Source organism: Sulfitobacter sp. 1A15106, assembly GCF_043556995.1.
Taxonomy (GTDB): Bacteria; Pseudomonadota; Alphaproteobacteria; order Rhodobacterales; family Rhodobacteraceae; genus Sulfitobacter; species Sulfitobacter faviae.
Genome location: NZ_JBIFFM010000008.1, coordinates 58,214 through 76,753 on the forward strand (window position 1 = coordinate 58,214; position 18,540 = coordinate 76,753).

Here is an 18,540-nt window from a genome sequence, read left to right on the forward strand (position 1 = left end):
CCATGTCATCGAACCTGTCGCACAGCAGTCAAACCCGCAAAACCGTCATCGAAACCGAACATGGCGTTGTCGCCGCGCAGCATCGGTTGGCAGCAATCGCGGGGGCCGAGGTGCTTGCGGCAGGGGGCGATGCGGTGGATGCAGCTGTGGCCACCTCTTTCGTCATCGGCGTGTTGGAACCTTGGATGAGCGGCCCTGCGGGCGGCGGGGCGATGATGCTCTGGCGCGCCGAAGAAGGCCAAGCCCATGCGCTCAACCACGGCATGCGCAGCCCCGGCGCGCTCGACCCGGCGAATTATCCGCTGAGCGGGCGGGGCAAGGCGGGCGATCTCTTCCCGTGGGAGCATGTCGAGGGGGACCGCAACGTTCAAGGCGCCACTGCTATCGCCGTGCCCGGAGTGGTCGACGGGCTGGGCCAAGCCCATGAACGTTTCGGCAAGATGCCTTGGGGCGAGCTGCTTTCCCCGGCGGTTGAACATGCCCGCAAGGGTCTGTTGGTGGACTGGTACGCCGCGCTGGTCATCGCCTCTTGCACGCGCGCCCTTGCGCAGGATGTGGATGCGGCGGACCTCTTTCTGGAAGACGGGCAATGGCCCACGATCAGCGGCTGGACCGCGCTGGCCGAAAAACGGCTGGACCAGTCGCGCATGGCCGACAGCCTTGACCAGATCGCGCGGCACGGGGCGCGCGCGCTCTATGATGGAGACCTTGGGGCTGCGATGGCGCGGGATGTGCAGGAGAAAGGCGGCTGCCTCAGCCACGACGACCTGCAAGCCTACCGCGCCGAATTCAGCGCGCCGCTCGACTTTGCCTACCGCGACGCGCGCTTCCATGTCGTGCCAGGGCTGACCGCCGGGCCGACCTTCCGCGACACCTTTACCTCTCTCGCGACCGAAGACCTCGGGAACGCCCCCGGCCCCGACAGCTATGCCGCCATGGCCGAGGCGCTCAAAGGCGCCTATGCCCGCCGTCTGGGCTCCATGGGCGATACCGGCGAAAGCCCCGAGGCACCGGGCTGCACCACCCATTTCTCGGTAGTCGACCGTCACGGGAATATGGTGGCGCAGACCCAGACGCTCTTGTCGATCTTCGGCTCCCGCGTCGTCTCGCCCTCCACCGGCTTTTTGATGAACAACGGGATCATGTGGTTCGACCCGGTTCAGGGCCGCCCGAACTCGCTCGGCCCGAACAAGCGCTGCCTGATGAATGTCTGCCCGGTGATCGGCGAACAGGGCGACAAACGCTTCGCCTTCGGCGCCTCCGGTGGGCGCAAGATTTTGGGCGCGGTGGCGCAACTGTCCTCCTTCGTCACCGATTTCGACATGTCGCTCGAAGACAGCTTCCACGCGCCCCGCATTGACGCCTCGGACGCCAACCAGCTCATCGCCGATGAAAGCCTGCCGCGCGATGTGCTCGACCGGCTGCGCGAGAACAATGAGGTCGCCGAGACCAAACGCACGATCTTTCCCTACGCTTTCGCCTGTCCCGCAGGCGTAATGCGCGCGGGCGGGCAGAATTCCGGCTGCACAGAGATCATGTCGCCTTGGGGCGACGCCATTTCCGAAGATATGACAAAGGACATTGAAGCATGACCCGCGATCAAGCGATCGAAGCGATCTCGACCTATTTCGATGAGGGGACGTTCCAAGCCGAACTGGCCAACCTCGTCTCCTACGAGACCGAAAGCCAGAACCCCGACCAAGCCACCGAACTGAAACGCTATCTGGTCGAGACGATGGAGCCGCGGCTGACGGCGATGGGCTTTGCCTGCAGCTTTCACGACAATCCCGACCCGCGCGGCGGCCCCTTTCTGGTGGGCGAGCGCCGTGAGGGGGATGACCTGCCGACCGTGCTGACCTATGGTCACGGCGACGTGATCCGCGCCCAGACCGACCAGTGGCGCGAGGGGCTGCATCCTTTCAAACTGGTCGAAGAAGGCGACAAGCTTTATGGCCGCGGCACCGCCGACAACAAGGGCCAGCACCTGATCAACATCGCCGCCATCGAAGCGGTGCTGAAAATCCGCGGCAAGCTGGGTTTCAACTGCCGCATCGTGATCGAGATGAGCGAGGAGACCGGCAGCGCGGGCCTGCCCGAGTTCTTTGCCGAACACCGCGAGGAACTGACCGCCGACGTGCTCATCGCCTCCGACGGGCCGCGGCTGCAACCTGAAGTGCCGACCATGTTCATGGGCTCGCGCGGGGGCGTGTCGTTTGATTTGATCGTCGACAAACGCGAAGGCGCGCATCACTCAGGCAACTGGGGTGGCTTGCTGGCCGATCCTGCGATGATCTTGGCGCAGGCCCTGTCGACCATCACCGACAAACGCGGGCAAATCCAGATCCCCGAGTGGCGGCCCGACAGCCTGACCCCCTCGGTCCGCGCCGCGTTGAAAGACCTGCCGATCGAAAGCGACGATGGCCCCGCCATCGACACCGACTGGGGCGAAGAAGACCTGACCCCGGTCGAGCGCGCCTATGGCTGGAACAGCTTTGCCATCCTCGCGATGAAAAGCGGCGTGCCCGAAGCGCCGGTCAACGCGATCTCGGCCCATGCGACGGCCACCTGCCAATTGCGCTATGTCGTCGGCACCGACCCCGAAGACATCCTGCCCGCCCTGCGCCGGCACCTTGATAAACAGGGGTTCGAGAATGTCCGGATCGAACCGCATGACCGCGGCTTCTTCCGCGCGACGCGGCTGGATGCGGATCACCCTTGGGTCAAATTCGTGGCTGACTCTCTGACGAAAAGCGCCGGGAAAGAGCCGCATATCCTGCCCAACCTCGCAGGCTCACTGCCCAATGACAGTTTCAGCGATATCTTGGGTCTGCCCACCGTCTGGGTGCCGCATTCCTACCGCAGCTGTTCGCAGCACGCGCCGGACGAACATGTGCTGAAACCCGTCTGCCGCGATGCGCTGCGGGTGATGGCGGGCGTGTTCTGGGATTTGGGCGAAGGCAACACGCCGCCGCGCGCCGCGTAAAACTGCCGGGCGGGGGCCGTGGCCCCTGCCCGCTACATTGCCGCGCGGATGCAGGCTTCGAGGGTTTCCGCCTCAAGCACGCAAGGGTTCGCACGCATGGAGGAAGAGGCCGCCGCCTCGCGGGCCGTCTCAGTCAGATCCGCATCTTCGGGGATCCATTGGTTCAACCGCTCCAGCCCCCAATCATCGAGCATGGCGGTTAGCGCGTCGAGCGTGCCTTCCTCAGGCAGGCCGAACCCGTCGGAGAGCCACCTCTGCACTTCCGTGAAGCGGGCCGAGCCCCCGAGCACATCCGCGTTCGCGGCCAGAACCGGCCCCAACAGCCGCCCGCAGATCAGCCCATGCGGCGCGCCGAAACGTCCACCGATCACACCTGCCAGCCCATGCACGGCCCCGAGGCCCGCATTGGCCAGTGCCAAACCGCCCGAAAGGCTGACATAGGCCAGCGCATCCCGCGCGTCCTGATCCTCTCCCGCAGCCAGACGTTTAAGCGCAGCGATGCCCTGTGGGATCGCGGCACGGCAGAGCGCATCGGTCAGCGGGTTGGCCTTGCTGGACAGATAGGGCTCGATCACCTGCACCAAAGCGTCGAGACCGGAGCCCAAGGTCACCCCGCGTGGCGCGCCATCGGTCAGCGCCGGGTCGACCAAGGCCAGACGCGGCAGCATACGGTCGTCGCGCAGGCTGACTTTTCGCGCGGCCTCCGGCACGGCGATGACGGCGTTTTTTGTGACCTCGGCTCCGGTGCCTGCGGTGGTGGGGATCGCAATCATCGGCAGGGGGTCGGCCTGCAAGGGTTTGCCCGCGCCCACGACTTCGAGATGCTCCATCACGTCGCACTCCGACGGGATCAGCGCCGCTGCCGCCTTGGCAAGGTCGATCACCGCGCCGCCGCCCACGCCCAGCACCACATCCGCGCCGCGCCCTGCCGCCACGGCGGCGCGCACGTCGTCGACCGATGGCTCGCCGCTGCCGCGCAACTGGGTCACCTCGCAGCCCGCCGCCGCCAAATCGCGCGCCAGTTCATCGACCCAAGCGACCGAGCCGCCGCGGAGCAAAAGCACCTGCTGCCCATAGGCGCGCGCGGCTAAGGCCGCTTCACCCGCCACACCGCGACCAAAGCGGATGCGCCCGGCGGTGGCGAAACCGAAAGGGGAAATCCTCTGCATCAGAACTGCAACGTCGCCTGAACAGCCCGCTGCCAAGCGCCGTATTTCTCTTCGCGCGCGGCCTCGTCCATCTCAGTTTCAAACCGCCGATCAAGCGCCCATTCGCGGGCGAAGCCTTCCATATCGGGGTAGATACCCGCCCGCTGCCCGGCGAGCCACGCAGCGCCAAGTGCTGTGGTTTCCAGCACGTCGGGGCGGTCCACCGAGGCGCCGATCACGTCTGAGAGGAACTGCATCGCCCAGTCACTGGCGCTCATCCCGCCGTCGACGCGCAGGGTCGCAATCTCGCCCGGCTGGCCTTGGGCGGCCCAATCGGCCTGCATGGCTTCCAAGAGGTCGCGGGTCTGGTAGCCCACGCTTTCGAGCGCCGCCCGCGCCAGTTCCGCAGGCCCGGAGTTGCGCGTCAGCCCATAGATCGCACCACGGCATTCGGCGTTCCAGTAAGGCGCACCGAGGCCCACGAAAGCAGGCACCAGCACCACGTTCTGATGCGGATCGGCCTGCTCGGCCAGCGCTTGGGTCTCGCCCGCCTCGCGGATCATCTTCAGCCCGTCGCGCAGCCATTGCACCACGGCCCCCGCGACGAAGATCGAGCCTTCGAGCGCATAGGTCGGTTTGCCATCAAGCTGGTAGGCGATGGTGGTGAGCAGCCGGTTGGTCGAGGTCACCGCCGTCTCGCCCGTATTTAGGAGGGCGAAACAGCCGGTGCCATAGGTCGACTTCATCATGCCGGGTTGGAAACAAGCCTGCCCGATGGTCGCCGCCTGCTGGTCGCCCGCGACGCCAAGGATCGGGATTTCGCGGCCAAAGAGGTCGGGGCGCGTGGTGCCGAAATCGGCGGCGCAGTCCTGCACCTCGGGCAGCATTTCGAGCGGCACGTTGAACATCTTGCAGATCGTCGTGCTCCAACGGCCTTTGTGGATGTCATAGAGCATGGTGCGGGCGGCATTAGTGGCATCGGTCACATGGCGCGCGCCGCCGGTGAGCTTCCAGATTAGATAGCTGTCGACCGTGCCGAAAAGCAGCTCGCCCGCCCGCGCCCGTTCGCGCGCGCCTTCCACATTGTCGAGGATCCACTTCAGCTTGGTGCCTGAGAAATAGGGATCGGCCAACAGCCCGGTGCGTTCGGTGATAATCTTGTCGTCGCCGCTTTCGCGCAGCGCGCGGCAGAAATCAGCGGTGCGGCGGTCTTGCCAGACGATGGCGTTGTGGACGGGTTTGCCGGTCTTTGCGTCCCAGACCAGCGTCGTCTCGCGTTGGTTGGTGATGCCGATGGCGGCGATGTCATCGGGGCGCAGACCGGCCTTTTCGATCACCGCGCGGCAGGTGCCAGCGGTGGTCGACCACAGGTCGCCCGGATCATGTTCGACCCAGCCGGAGCGGGGGAAATGCTGCGGAAATTCTTCTTGGGCCGTGGCCGTCACCGACATGTTGCCGTCAAAGATGATCGCCCGCGAGGAGGTGGTTCCCTGATCAATGGCGAGGATATGGGTCATGGCGCGGCCCCCGGATGTTGGATGAAACGAAAAAGGGGCCGGAACGCTGCTGCGTCCCGGCCCCCGAAAGTTTGGCTTACTGCCAGGACTTGATCAACTCTTCGTAGCTGATGGTCTCGGGCTCGGGGTCTTCGTTGTCGAGCTTGGCAACGGGCGAACCTTCCTGCTCAAGCCAGTAGGAGGCTTCCCGCTCTTCGTTCATTTTCGGACCCAGATCACCTTGGACGCCTGCGCGCTCAAGACGTTCCATGACCTTTTCCTGCTCGGCGCAGAGGCTGTCGAGCGCTTCCTGCGGTGTCTTCGCACCGGACATTGCATCGCCAATGTTCTGCCACCACAGCTGTGCCAGCTTGGGGTAATCCGGCACGTTCGTCCCAGTGGGCGACCATGCGGTGCGCGCGGGCGAACGGTAGAATTCCACCAGACCGCCGAGTTTCGGCGCACGTTCGGTGAAGCTGTCGTGCTGGATGGTCGACTCGCGGATGAAGGTCAGACCAGCATGGGCCTTTTCCACGTCCACGGTTTTCGAGGTCACGAACTGCGCATAGAGCCATGCGGCCTTGGCGCGGTCGACGGGCGTGCTTTCCATCAGCGTCCAACTGCCCACGTCTTGATAACCAACCTTCTGGCCTTCTTTCCAGTAGGCGCCATGTGGGCTGGGGGCCATGCGCCACTTGGGCGTGCCGTCTTCGTTCAACACGGCTTTGGCGTTGTCGTTGACCATGTCCGCGGTGAAGGCGGTGTACCAGAACATCTGCTGGGCGATGGCGCCCTGTGCAGGCACCGGACCGGCTTCGCCAAAGGTCATGCCAGCGGCTGCGGGGGGCGTGTACTTCTCAAGCCATTCGATGGATTTGGTGATCGCATAGACCGCCGCCGCATCGTTGGTGGCACCACCACGGGTCACACATGAACCGACGGGCTGCGAGTTCTCGTTGACGCGGATGCCCCATTCGTCGACCGGCAGGCCGTTGGGCTCACCCACGTCGCCGCCGCCGGCCATGGACAGCCACGCATCGGTGTAGCGCCAGCCAAGGCTCGGGTCTTTCTTGCCGTAGTCCATGTTGCCATAGACTTCGACGCCGTCGATGGTGCGGCCGGTGAAGAATTCGGCGATGTCTTCGTAAGCGGACCAGTTGACCGGGACGCCCAGTTCATAGCCGTACTTCTCTTTGAACTCGGCCATCAACTCAGGATCGGTGAACCAGTCCTGACGGAACCAGTAAAGGTTCGCGAACTGCTGATCGGGCAGCTGATACAGCTCGCCATCGGGAGAGGTGGTGAAATCAAGGCCGATGTAATCGTCCAGATCGATACCGGGGTTGGTCACGTCCTTGCCTTCGTTCGCCATCCAGTCGGTCAGGCTGCGCGCCTGCTTGTAGCGCCAGTGGGTGCCGATCAGGTCAGAGTCGTTGATATAGGCGTCATAGATGTTCTCGCCCGACTGCATCTGCGTTTGCAGCTTTTCAACCACGTCACCTTCGCCGATCAGGTCGTGGGTAATGTTGATGCCGGTGATCGCGCTGAAGGCCGGGGCCAGCACGTTGGCTTCGTATTCATGGGTGGTGATGGTCTCGGACACGACTTTGATATCCATGCCTTTGAACGGCTCGGCCGCGTCGATGAAGAATTGCATCTCCGCTTCCTGCTCTTCGCGGCTCAGCGCGGAGCGTTCGATTTCCTCGTCGAGGAACTTCTTCGCGGCTTCCATATCCGCGAATGCTGGCCCGGCGAGCAGACCGAGCGTGACCGCCAAAGCGGTACTCGATTTCATGACAGATCGTTTCATTATGTCCTCCCTAGACATTTGGTCGTGTCGTATGGCGGCCCCGGTTGCCCGGGGTCCGCCGTGATAGCGCCTAGACCCAGCGAAATACGGCTGCGGCATAGGCAAGGCAGACCAGCAGCGCATAGGGCTGCGGACCCGCCTCGAAACCCAGCCAGATCAAATTGATAAAGGCCGAGCCGAGAAGCGTGATGAACAGACGGTCACCACGGGTTGTCTCAATCCTGAGAATGCCTACACGGGGCGTCTCAGGGAATTTGATCGCGAGGATCGTGAAGGTCACGAGTAACAGCGCGATGACACCGAAGAAGATCGCGGTGGGCATGGTCCAAGCCATCCAAGACATGGGCGGTCTCCTCTCTTATACCCGCCCGAGGGCAAAGCCCTTGGCGATGTAGTTGCGGACGAAATAGATTACCAGCGCACCCGGCACGATGGTCAGCACACCCGCCGCGGCCAAGACCCCCCAGTCGAGGCCAGAAGCGGAGACGGTACGGGTCATGGTAGCGGCGATGGGTTTGGCATCGACCGAGGTCAGCGTGCGCGACAGCAGCAGTTCCACCCATGAGAACATGAAGCAGAAGAAGGCCGCGACCCCGATGCCGCTGGCAATCAGCGGGGTGAAGATGCGGATGAAGAAACGCGGGAAGGAATAGCCGTCGAGGTAGGCCGTCTCGTCGATTTCTTTCGGCACGCCGCGCATGAAACCTTCGAGGATCCAAACCGCGAGCGGCACGTTGAACAGGCAGTGTGCCAGCGCCACGGCGATATGCGTGTCAAAGAGGTTGACCGAAGAATAGAGCTGAAAGAACGGCAGCGCGAAAACGGCGGGCGGCGACATGCGGTTCGTCAGCAGCCAGAAGAACAGGTGTTTGTCGCCCAGAAACGTGTAGCGCGAGAAAGCATAGGCCGCCGGCAGCGCCACGGCGAGCGAGATCACCGTGTTCATCACCACATAGATCAGGCTGTTCACATAGCCCATGTACCAGCTCGGATCGGTGAGGATCTTGGCATAGTTCGCCAGCGTCAGGTCCCGCGGATAGAGCGAGAAGGACCCGAGGATTTCGGCGTTGGTTTTCAGGCTCATATTAATGAGCCAATAGATCGGCAGCATCAGGAACAGCAGGTAGAGCGTCATCACCACCACAGACCCTTTGGGCCGGAAGCGGCCGCGTCGGGCGCGTTTGGCGGTGGTCACGTCGCCCGGAATGGGCGCGGCGCCGGGGGCTTGCACGGTTGTGTCGGTCATCACACACCATCCCTTTTGTCGAGGTTGACCATCACGGTGTAGAACACCCACGAAATCAACAGGATCACGAGGAAATACATCAGGCTGAACGCCGCTGCGGGGCCGAGGTCAAACTGGCCGATGGCCATTTTCACCAAGTCGATGGAGAGGAAGGTCGTGGCATTGCCCGGCCCGCCACCCGTCACGACGAATGGCTCGGTATAGATCATGAAGCTGTCCATGAAGCGCAGCAGAATGGCGATCATCAGCACGCCCGCCATCTTGGGCAGTTCGATGTAGCGGAACACGGCCCAACGGCTGGCTTGGTCGATCTTGGCCGCCTGATAGTAGGCGTCCGGAATGGATTGCAGACCGGCATAGGCCAAGAGCGCCACGAGAGAGGTCCAGTGCCAGACATCCATGACCACAACCGTGATCCACGCCGAGGTGATGTCTTGAGTGTAGTTATAGGTGATGCCCAGCTTGTCGAGCGTATAGCCCAGAAGCCCAATGTCGACGCGACCAAAGATCTGCCAGATGGTGCCGACCACGTTCCACGGGATCAGCAGCGGCAGGGACATGAGGACAAGGCAGAAGCTGGCCCAGAACCCGTTCTTGGGCATGTTCAGCGCGACGAAAATGCCAAGCGGGATCTCGATCGCCAGAATGACCCCCGAGAAGATCAACTGACGGCCAAGCGCGTCCCACATCCGGTCGCTGTCGAGCATGTCGGAAAACCACTCGAGCCCGGCCCAGAAGAACTCGTTGCGCCCGAAGGTGTCCTGTACCGAGTAGTTCACCACGGTCATCAGCGGGATCACGGCCGAGAAGGCCACGAGGATCAGCACCGGCAGGACAAGGAACCATGCCTTTTGGTTGACGGTCTTGTTCATGCGGCCTCTCCCTCTGCGCTGATGCGCCAATCGTCGTCATAGACGTTGATGCCCGCCGGATCGAAACTGATCGCGGTGTTTTCGCTCGGCACTGTCGCGCCCTCCTCGGCGATGGCGCTGACCTGCTGGCCTGCCACGTCGAGACGGATGATCTTGTGACGGCCCACATCCTCGACACGGGTCACCTTGGCCGGAAGGCCCAGACCTTCGCCATTGATCCTAACGAATTCGGGCCGGACGCCCAGTTGCGTTTTCTGGCCCTTGGGGGCGTAGGTCTTGTTCAAATTGACACTCGTGCCCGCAACCTGCGCCGCATTGCCCGCGATCTGCGCGTCAAAGAGGTTCATCCCCGGCGAGCCGATGAAATAGCCCACGAAAGTATGGGCAGGCCGCTCGAAAAGCTCTTGCGGCGTGCCGATCTGCACCACGCGGCCATCATACATCACCACCACCTTGTCGGCGAAGGTCAGCGCCTCGGTCTGGTCATGGGTGACGTAGATCATCGTGTGGCCGAATTCGTGGTGCAGCGATTTGAGCTGCGTGCGCAGTTCCCATTTCATATGGGGGTCGATCACCGTGAGCGGCTCGTCGAACAAGAGCGCGTTCACGTCCTCGCGCACCATGCCGCGGCCCAGCGAAATCTTCTGTTTGGCATCCGCCGTGAGGCCCCGCGCCTTGCGGTTCAGCTCATCCTCCATGCCGATCATCTTGGCGATCTGCTGGACCCGGGACGCGACATAGGAGGCATCCGCGCCACGGTTGCGCAGCGGGAAGGCCAGATTGTCATGTACGGTCATCGTGTCGTAGACGACCGGGAACTGGAAGACCTGCGCGATGTTGCGCTCGGCTGTCGGCGCATGGGTGACGTCCACATCGTTAAACAGGATGCGCCCCTGCGAAGGCTGCAAAAGCCCCGAGATGATGTTGAGCAACGTGGATTTGCCACAGCCCGAGGCGCCCAAAAGCGCATAGGCTTCGCCGTCGATCCAATCGTGGTTCAATTCCTTGAGGGCGAAATCATCCTCACCGCTGGGATTGGGCAGATAGGAATGGGCGAGGTTATCAAGCGTGATCTTGGCCATTATGCCGCCTCCGCATAGGGCGCGGCCGAGACGAGCGCCCCGTTCGCGTCAAACAGGTAGATATGCGCCGGGTCTAGATAGACCGGCAGCGGCTGGCCGGGCTGCAAATGCTGGATGCCATGCACCAGACCGACCCATTTCGCGCCGTGGTAATCGAGGTGGATAAAGGTCTCCGACCCCGTGATCTCGGTCACGTTCAGTACCGCGTCAAAGCCGATGGCCTCCGGCGCCTGCGCGCTCAGCGTGAGGTGGTTGGGGCGGAAACCGGCGGTATATTCGCCGTCACGCAAGCTGGCCATCGTGGCGGGTGCCGCCATCTTACCGCCGTCGAACCGCAGCGTATCGCCCGATTTGGTCATGCTGAGGAAGTTCATCGGCGGGTCAGAAAACACCCGCGCCGTGGTCGCATTCTCGGGCCGGCGGTAGACACTCGGGGTCGGGCCAAATTGCGTAACGCGGCCTTCCCAGAGCGTCGCGGTATTGCCGCCCAGAAGCAGCGCCTCTTCCGGCTCGGTCGTGGCATAGACGAAGATCGACCCGGCCCGTTCAAAGATACGCGGGATTTCGGCACGAAGTTCTTCGCGCAGCTTGTAGTCGAGGTTGGCCAGCGGCTCATCCAAGAGCACCAGCCCGGCATTCTTGACCAGCGCCCGCGCCAAGGCGCAGCGCTGCTGCTGGCCGCCCGAAAGCTCCAGCGGTTTGCGGTCAAGCATTGGGGTGAGCTGCATCAGCTCGGCGGTTTCGCGCACGGCGCGGTCGATCTCATCCTTCGACTTGCCCACCAGCTTCATCGGAGAGGCGATGTTGTCGTAAACCGTCATCGAGGGGTAGTTGATGAACTGCTGATAGACCATGGCGACCTTGCGGTCCTGCACCCGCATGCCGGTCACGTCTTCGCCGTTCCAGATCACCTGCCCCGTGCCCGGCACATCGAGCCCCGCCATCAGCCGCATAAGCGACGTCTTGCCCGAGGATGTAGGCCCCAAAAGCACGTTCATCGTGCCTTTTTCCAAGGTCAGGTCGGTCGGGTAGATATGCGTTTGGCCGCCTACCGTCTTCGACACGTTCTTCAGGATCAAACTCACGTTCGACCTCCCCTCATTCCGCCGCAGAGGCGGCTTGTTTCGCCGCGCGCATCTGCATCCATTCATCAAGACGCGCGATCTGCGTCTCGTCCATTCGCAGGCCCAGCTTGCTGCGGCGCCAGACGACGTCCTCTGCGCTGAGGGCATATTCCTTGTTCATCAGCCAAGCGACCTCGCGCGCGGTGAGGGTGGCCCCGAAATGCTCGCCCATATCCGCCAGAGTCTTGGCCTCGCCCGCCATCGCCCAAGCATCCGTACCATAGGCCCGGATCAGCCGTGCTGCCCAGCTTTCATCCAGAAAGTCATAATCCGCTTTCAGCCGCGCGATCAACTGCGCCACGCCGTCCACCGGGAAATCACCGCCGGGCAGGGCGACGCCTGCGGTCCAATGGCCTGACAGCCCGTCGAAATGCGGTGCGATCAGCTCCAGCGCGTCTTCGGCCAGCTTGCGGTAGGTCGTGATCTTGCCGCCAAAGACATTGAGGATCGGCGCGCCGCCGGTCTTGTCGACCTTGAGCGTATAGTCCCGCGTCGCCGCCGTGGCGCTGCTGGCCCCGTCGTCATAAAGCGGACGCACGCCGGAATAGGTCCAGACGATATCGGCGCGGGTGATGTCCTGCTTGAGATAGCCGTTCACGAAGTCGATCAGGTAGTCCTGCTCTTCGGGCGTGCATTCCGGGGTGACGGACGGATCAGGATGATCGGCGTCGGTGGTGCCGATCAGGGTGAAATCCTGCTCATAGGGGATCGTGAAGATGATCCGCCCATCGGTGCCTTGGAAGAAATAGCATTTGTCGTGATCGTAGAGCCGCTTGGTCACGATATGGCTGCCGCGCACCAGCCGCACCCCTTCGGAGGAGTTCAGCCGCGCGGTGTTATGGATGATGTCGCCGACCCACGGGCCGCCCGCGTTGACCAGCATCTTGGCATGGATCACCTCGCGCTGGCCATCCGCACCATGCTCCACGGTGACCGCCCAGCCATCGGCGCTGCGGTCGGCAGAGACGACTTTGGTCCGGGTCATGATACGCGCGCCGCGCAGTTCGGCGTCGCGGGCGTTCAGCACCACGAGGCGGGAGTCTTCGATCCAGCAATCGGAGTATTCAAAAGCCTTCTCGAACCGATCCTCCAGCGGTGCCCCTTCGGGCGTGCCGCGCAAGGACAGGCTGCGTGTGGCAGGCAGGATTTTTCGCCCGCCGAGGTTGTCATAGAGGAACAGGCCCAGACGGATCAGCCATGCCGGACGGCGGCCCCGCATCCACGGCATGAACAACCGCAGCAGTTTAGAGGTCGGCGTGTCGCCCTCGAACCGCATGTCGCGGTGATAGGGCAGCACGAAACGCATCGGCCAAGAGATATGCGGCATCGCCTTCAGCAGCACCTCGCGCTCGGTCAGCGCGTGGCGCACGAGGCCGATCTCGAAATACTCAAGGTAGCGCAGCCCGCCGTGGAAAAGCTTGGTCGAGGCCGAAGAGGTCGCCGAGGCCAGATCGTTCATCTCAGCCAAGGTCACGCTCAGCCCCCGGCCTGCCGCGTCGCGCGCGATCCCGGCGCCGTTAATGCCACCACCGATGACGAATAGATCGACCGGGGCAGCGGCCATATGGCTATCGGGCTGTTGGTTCACGATCCGGCCCTCCCCCCAGCTCAGACTGTCCAATTTGGGGCAGTGTTACGAAACGACTCTCATCTGCACAAGAATTATTTTCGTTTATGTTCGTTTCACCAGCATAGCGAACATGTTAAACGTGTCCTGCTGCGCGATTGCTTGCGTTAGCCAAAACACTGGAGATAATGCGCCAACAGCAGGCAGGAGCGACGCCCATTTCACAGACATTCCGCCATCCCGACATCCTTGAAATCGCCCGGCGCGAAGGCAAAGTCACCGTCGATGGGCTGGCCGAACATTTCGGCGTGACCCATCAGACCATTCGCCGTGACCTTACGGAACTGGCCGACAGCGGTAAGCTTGAGCGGGTCCATGGCGGCGCGGTGCTGCCCTCGGGGGCCAGCAACATCGGCTATGCCGAGCGGCGCAATCTGCATGAAGAGGCCAAGAATCGCATCGCCCGCGCCTGCGCCGAACATATCCCCGACGGCTGTTCGGTCTTTCTAAATATCGGGACCAGTACCGAGGCGGTGGCCCGCGCCCTGCTTCACCACCGCGATCTGATGGTGGTAACGAACAACATGAACGTGGCGAATATTCTGGTCGACAACCCCGAATGCCGCATCGTGCTGACCGGCGGCGCACTGCGCCGGATGGACGGCGGTCTGGTCGGCAATCTAACGATCGAGACGATCCGCCAGTTCAAATTCGACATCGCGGTGATCGGCTGTTCGGCAATGGACGCGGATGGTGATCTGCTCGACTTCGACATCGAAGAAGTGGGCGTCAGCCAATGTATCATCGCGCAGTCGCGCAAGACCTTTTTGGTGACCGATCATTCCAAATTCAAACGCTCTGCCCCCGCGCGCATCGCCTCGGCGCGGGAAGTGAATATGTTCTTTACCGATCTGGCGCTGCCTGCGGGCCTTGCCGAGAAATGCAGCGGTTGGGAGACCGCGGTGGTCTATGCGCCGGAAGAATGACCCCCGCCGCTAGGCGTCTGTCCATTCCCGCGCGCGGGGCTTGACCACGAGCGTCGGCTTGCAGGCTTTTAAAGCGTCGACAAAATGCTGGCTCCAAAGGTTCACATCCGTGGCCCGCACCTGCGCCATGCAGCTGGCATGGCGGCGCTTGCGCTCTTCCAGCGGCAGGGCGAGCGCGGTCTTGAGCGCCTCGCTCATGTCTTCGATATCATAGGGGTTGACCTGAATCGCATCCGTCAGGTCTTCGGCGGCGCCAGCCATATGCGACAGGATCAGCACGCCGGGGTCTTCGGGGTCTTGCGCCGCGACATATTCCTTGGCCACAAGGTTCATCCCATCGGCGAAGGGCGTCACGATCCCGACCCGCGCCCGGCGATAGAGGCGGGCCAAAAGGTTGCGATCAAGGTTGCGGTGGATATAGCGCAGCGGGGTCCAGTCGATCTCTCCATGCTCCCCGTTCACGCGGCCGACAAGCTCTTCCAACTCGTAGCGCAACTCGCGATAGGCGGCGACTTCCTCTCGGCTGGGCGGGGCGATCTGCACCATGCTCACCCGGCGCTCTCGCTCATCCCGGGTTTCAAGATAGCGGCCAAAGGCGCGAAAGCGGTTGGGCAGACCTTTGGAGTAATCCAGCCGGTCGACGCCGATCACGATGTCGCCTGCCATATCGTCGGCCAGACGGTCCTGCGCGCTGCCGCCCTGCGCGGCTTTCACAAAGGTCTCCACGTCGATGCCGATAGGGAAAGACCGCAGCGCCACCGCGCGGGAGCCGCATTTGATCGTGCCATCCATCAGGAATTCGGAATCGGTCTCGGCCCGGAACATCTCAAGACAGCGGGCCACATCGGCGCGGGTTTGCAGACCAACGAGGTCATAATCCGCCAGCCAATGCGCCAGATTGGCCTCCCGCGGGAGGGCGCCCATATCGCCTAAGGCGGGGAAAGGAATATGCAGGAAAAACCCGATCTTGCCGGTGAAGCCCAGCTTGCGCAGCTCTGTGGCGAGGGGGAAGAAATGATAGTCGTGAACCCAGATCATATCGTCGGGCTCGGCCACCTCCATCACCTGCCGGGCAAGGCGCGCGTTGACGGCGCAATAGCCCCGCTCGAACCCGCGGTCGAGCTTGACCAGATCGCCGCGGCGGTGGCACACGGGCCAAAGCACGGAGTTCGAGAAGCCGAGGTAGAAATTCTTGTAATCTTCTGGGGTTAGGCTAAAACTCAGCCGGGTGTAATTGCCCTGATCGCCATATTCGCTGAGACTGTTGGCGGGGGCATCCGTGGTTTCGGGGTGCGACCCGATCCAGATGCCGCCGATCTTGCGCAGGGTTTCATGCAGCGCATAGACCAGCCCACCGGAAGGGGCGGCCTCCGATGGGATGCGATTTGAGATTACAATTAATCTGCCAGCCATTTTATGCCTCGGGAACAATCATTTTCGGTCGCCGAGCCTGATTAGGCGGAACGCCGACCACCACTAACGGTTTAATGGTTTAGGTCGGTAAAGGTTCCCAGCTTGAGCGCCTTTGGTCAAATCTTTTGCAGGTGCAGCATGGCCAAGGGCCGGAATTATTTTCTCAGCGCCCAAGAAAGAACCACGCGACCCCCACAGGCAGCAGCGACATGAGGATCATCGACAGGATGACCACCCGCCCGTCGCGCATCAGATAGCCCGCCGCGAAGATGGCGATCATCGCCGACGCGATGGAGCCGGAGGTGGGTACGACCTCCATGAAGGGCATGAACATCGACAGGGCCATCACCATGAACAGGGGCAGGTAAATCCACGGGCGGTGCAGGATGAAGGTCGAGCGCTCGTGCAGATAGCGGTCCACGAAACCCACCGGACGCCGCAGCCATCGCACCCCCTCGCGGAGTTTCTTCGCGGCGATGTCACGGCGCATGACGAAACCGGGCAGCCAGAGGCTGTCGCGGCCAAAGATCATCTGCACCACCAGAAACAGCACCACCAATCCGATGAAAGCCGTGATCCCCGGAATCCCGCTGGCGGGTGAGGTTGAGATCAGGCTGAAGGCAAGGATGGTTGAGGCAAAGGAATGTTTGCCCAGACAATCGATGATCTCTTCCACGGTGATTTGCCGATCCGCGCCGCCGGAAAGATGCTCCATCTCATCTAGGACGCCGCTGAGGGTTGGCCGACCTGTATCGCTCATGAAATTCTAGTCCTTCTAACGTCGGGCGATAGCGCTACTCATGTTAACAATGCGTAAGCGCGGTGAAAGTTCGCCCGAATTGTCAGTTCAAGTTCACGTCTTCGCGCGCAGAAAGGCCAGCAGCCCCCGTTCGGCTTGGGTCATATCATCTATATCGGGCGGGTCCGGCAAGTCTTGCGGGGTCTGGCAAAGTTCGATCACCTGCGGATGGATATAGCTGTTGCGCGCGATGGTGGGCGTGTTGTGCAACCGTTCGGCGGCGGCTTCGGCCATGGCTTTGATGCTGGGCTTGTCCTCTTTCAGCGCCACGTCGAAGGCGGCGACGGACCCGGCCCAAGTGCGAAAGGTCTTGGCCGAGAAGCCTTCGGTGCCAGCGGCCTCGGCGATGTAGTCGTTCAGCGCGGTGGAGGTCAGACTGCGCGGCTGCCCCTCTTCGTCGAGCCATGTCAGCAGGTCCGCGCCGGGCAGGTCGCGAATTTTCTCAAGCGCGCGCATTAGGGTGCGGTTGGCGATCTGGCGGCGGACCCGTTTGCCGCCCTTCGCCATGAAGGACGCCTGCAACTTGCCGTCGCGCAGGACCAGATGCCGCCGTTTCAGGGTCAGCGTGCCATAGGTGCGGTTGGTTTCGGCATAGACCTGATTGCCGACGCGCAACGACAGCCGGTCGATCATCGCCACGGCGGCGGCCAGCGCGAAATCACGTTCGCCCAACTCCTCCTTAAGATCACGGCGCACGCGGCGGCGGATGCGCGGCAGGGTCTCGGCAAACTCGGGCAGACTTGCGTATTTCTCCTGCGCCTGCGCCTCGGACCAGAGCGGATGGTAACGGTATTGCTTGCGGCCTCGCGCATCGAAGCCGGTCGCCTGAAGGTGCCCATTGTCATAGGGGCTGATCCAGACCCGCTCATAGGCCGGGGGCACCGCCAGTTTCACCAGCCGCGCCCGCTCGGCCTTGTCCTTGATGCAGCGGCCATCGGGCGCGTGATAGGAAAACCCCCGCCCGCAGCGCCGCCGAGCGATGCCGGGTTTGCTGTCGGGGTAGTACCTGAGCGTCGACGGTGCGGTCATCTGGGCTTCCGATTGCGATAGGTGGGGTGGCGTCTGGGGCCTGCCCCCGTTTTGATCAACGCAGGCGCATCGGCTGGGTTCCCGCGGCGCACATCGCGCATCTCTGCGCAGTTGCAGCATAAATCCGTTGATTTCGCTGCGCTGGCGCATAGGTTTCTGGGGGAACGCCCGTGCAACGAAACGGATAGACCGGCCCCTATGGATAGCACCACCCTGTCGCCCCGCAATCTGCCGCCCGTGATCCCGGTCGAGCGCCATGCGTTCTTCCTCGATCTCGATGGCACGCTCGCCCCCATCGTCGACAACCCCGAAGACGCCTGTCTGCCGGAGGCGACCCGCCATCTGCTGACCCGTCTCGTCGCAAAGACCGATGGGGCGGTGGCGGTGATCTCTGGCCGGGCCATGGCGGATGTGGACCGTATCTTGGACGCGCTGCGCCTGCCGGTCTCGGGGTCGCATGGGCTGGAGCTGCGGCTCAGCACCGCGGAGGATCACGCGCCGGAGCAGAGCGCGGGCATCCCCACCCCGGTCATCGACCGGGTCGAGGAATTCGCCGTACTGCATGGGGTGACGTCCGAGCGCAAGCCCGGCGCGATCGCGCTGCATTACCGCAAGGCCCCGGAGCAAGAAGACGCCTGTCGCGGCTTCGTCGATACGCTGGTCGGCGAAGACTCCAGCCTGCGCGGTTTGCATGGCAAGATGGTCAGCGAGGTCGCCTTGAAAGGTGTCGACAAGGGCGGCGCGGTGGCGCGGTTCATGGCCTCTCCCGCCTTCGCAGACCGCCTGCCCGTGATGGTCGGCGATGACGTAACGGACGAAGACGGCTTTCGCGCGGCGCAGGCCATGGGTGGCTTTGGCATCAAGATCGGCCAAGGGCCGACCGAAGCCCAACATCGCATCGAAGACGTGGCCGGTTTTGCCGATTGGTTGGAAGAGATTTTGCGCTGATCGGGCCCGCCCGGCAGTCGCATCATGAATAGAAAAG

Annotated in this window: 16 protein-coding genes; 4 read left to right on the forward strand and 12 right to left on the reverse strand. The window is 62.8% G+C overall.

Annotated features, from left to right (window positions below):
• The first annotated feature begins 2 nt into the window (after positions 1-2).
• Together ACGYKA_RS13425 and ACGYKA_RS13430 are read left to right on the forward strand one after the other, a co-directional pair.
• Positions 3-1,592 (forward strand): gamma-glutamyltransferase, encoded by a 1,590-nt coding sequence (locus ACGYKA_RS13425; protein WP_394412935.1) that lies wholly within the window; start codon positions 3-5, stop codon positions 1,590-1,592.
• Positions 1,589-2,983, forward strand: coding sequence for a M20 family metallopeptidase (locus tag ACGYKA_RS13430; RefSeq protein ID WP_394412938.1), 1,395 nt, complete (start codon positions 1,589-1,591; stop codon positions 2,981-2,983). The genes ACGYKA_RS13425 and ACGYKA_RS13430 overlap by 4 nt, the downstream gene beginning before the upstream one ends.
• A gap of 32 nt (positions 2,984-3,015) precedes the next feature.
• Here ACGYKA_RS13430 and ACGYKA_RS13435 read toward each other — a convergent pair whose 3' ends face one another.
• From ACGYKA_RS13435 to glpD, 9 genes are all read right to left on the reverse strand, one after another.
• Positions 3,016-4,143, reverse strand: coding sequence for an iron-containing alcohol dehydrogenase (locus ACGYKA_RS13435; protein WP_394413216.1), 1,128 nt, complete (start codon positions 4,141-4,143; stop codon positions 3,016-3,018).
• 8 nt (positions 4,144-4,151) lie between these two features.
• Positions 4,152-5,648, reverse strand: a complete 1,497-nt coding sequence (gene glpK / locus ACGYKA_RS13440) for a glycerol kinase GlpK (RefSeq protein WP_394412941.1) — start codon at positions 5,646-5,648, stop codon at positions 4,152-4,154.
• Between the two features lie 76 nt (positions 5,649-5,724).
• Positions 5,725-7,422, reverse strand: a complete 1,698-nt coding sequence (locus tag ACGYKA_RS13445) for an extracellular solute-binding protein (RefSeq protein WP_394412944.1) — start codon at positions 7,420-7,422, stop codon at positions 5,725-5,727.
• 85 nt (positions 7,423-7,507) lie between these two features.
• Positions 7,508-7,780 carry a DUF2160 domain-containing protein gene (locus ACGYKA_RS13450; RefSeq protein WP_067268456.1) on the reverse strand — a complete coding sequence of 91 codons (273 nt, stop codon included), beginning with the start codon at positions 7,778-7,780 and terminating at the stop codon, positions 7,508-7,510.
• 15 nt (positions 7,781-7,795) lie between these two features.
• Entirely contained in the window at positions 7,796-8,683 is an 888-nt protein-coding gene (locus tag ACGYKA_RS13455) for a carbohydrate ABC transporter permease (protein ID WP_271690235.1), read from the reverse strand.
• A complete protein-coding gene (locus ACGYKA_RS13460) occupies positions 8,683-9,555 on the reverse strand; it encodes a carbohydrate ABC transporter permease (RefSeq protein WP_067268460.1) in 873 nt (290 codons plus the stop codon). The genes ACGYKA_RS13455 and ACGYKA_RS13460 overlap by 1 nt, the downstream gene beginning before the upstream one ends.
• Entirely contained in the window at positions 9,552-10,637 is a 1,086-nt protein-coding gene (locus ACGYKA_RS13465; protein WP_209219169.1) for an ABC transporter ATP-binding protein, read from the reverse strand. Before ACGYKA_RS13465 ends, ACGYKA_RS13460 begins: the two co-directional genes overlap by 4 nt.
• A complete protein-coding gene (locus ACGYKA_RS13470) occupies positions 10,637-11,722 on the reverse strand; it encodes an ABC transporter ATP-binding protein (RefSeq protein ID WP_394412948.1) in 1,086 nt (361 codons plus the stop codon). Before ACGYKA_RS13470 ends, ACGYKA_RS13465 begins: the two co-directional genes overlap by 1 nt.
• Before the next feature lie 13 nt (positions 11,723-11,735).
• Positions 11,736-13,325, reverse strand: a complete 1,590-nt coding sequence (gene glpD, locus ACGYKA_RS13475) for a glycerol-3-phosphate dehydrogenase (RefSeq protein WP_394413218.1) — start codon at positions 13,323-13,325, stop codon at positions 11,736-11,738.
• Positions 13,326-13,546: 221 nt separating this feature from the next.
• On the opposite strand from glpD, the gene ACGYKA_RS13480 reads away from it, so the two are divergent.
• Complete coding sequence (locus tag ACGYKA_RS13480; RefSeq protein ID WP_394413219.1) at positions 13,547-14,314, forward strand: DeoR/GlpR family DNA-binding transcription regulator; 768 nt, start codon at positions 13,547-13,549, stop codon at positions 14,312-14,314.
• Positions 14,315-14,323: 9 nt separating this feature from the next.
• Here the strand turns inward: ACGYKA_RS13480 and ACGYKA_RS13485 are convergent, their stop codons facing one another.
• From ACGYKA_RS13485 to ACGYKA_RS13495, 3 genes are all read right to left on the reverse strand, one after another.
• Positions 14,324-15,727: a trehalose-6-phosphate synthase gene (locus tag ACGYKA_RS13485; protein ID WP_394412951.1), complete on the reverse strand. Its 1,404-nt coding sequence runs from the start codon at positions 15,725-15,727 to the stop codon at positions 14,324-14,326.
• Positions 15,728-15,890: 163 nt separating this feature from the next.
• Positions 15,891-16,487, reverse strand: a complete 597-nt coding sequence (locus tag ACGYKA_RS13490; protein ID WP_394412954.1) for an exopolysaccharide biosynthesis protein — start codon at positions 16,485-16,487, stop codon at positions 15,891-15,893.
• Between the two features lie 93 nt (positions 16,488-16,580).
• Positions 16,581-17,555, reverse strand: a complete 975-nt coding sequence (locus tag ACGYKA_RS13495; protein WP_067268471.1) for a DNA topoisomerase IB — start codon at positions 17,553-17,555, stop codon at positions 16,581-16,583.
• A gap of 198 nt (positions 17,556-17,753) precedes the next feature.
• On the opposite strand from ACGYKA_RS13495, the gene otsB reads away from it, so the two are divergent.
• Positions 17,754-18,503, forward strand: coding sequence for a trehalose-phosphatase (otsB, locus tag ACGYKA_RS13500; protein WP_394412957.1), 750 nt, complete (start codon positions 17,754-17,756; stop codon positions 18,501-18,503).
• Positions 18,504-18,540 lie beyond the last annotated feature (37 nt).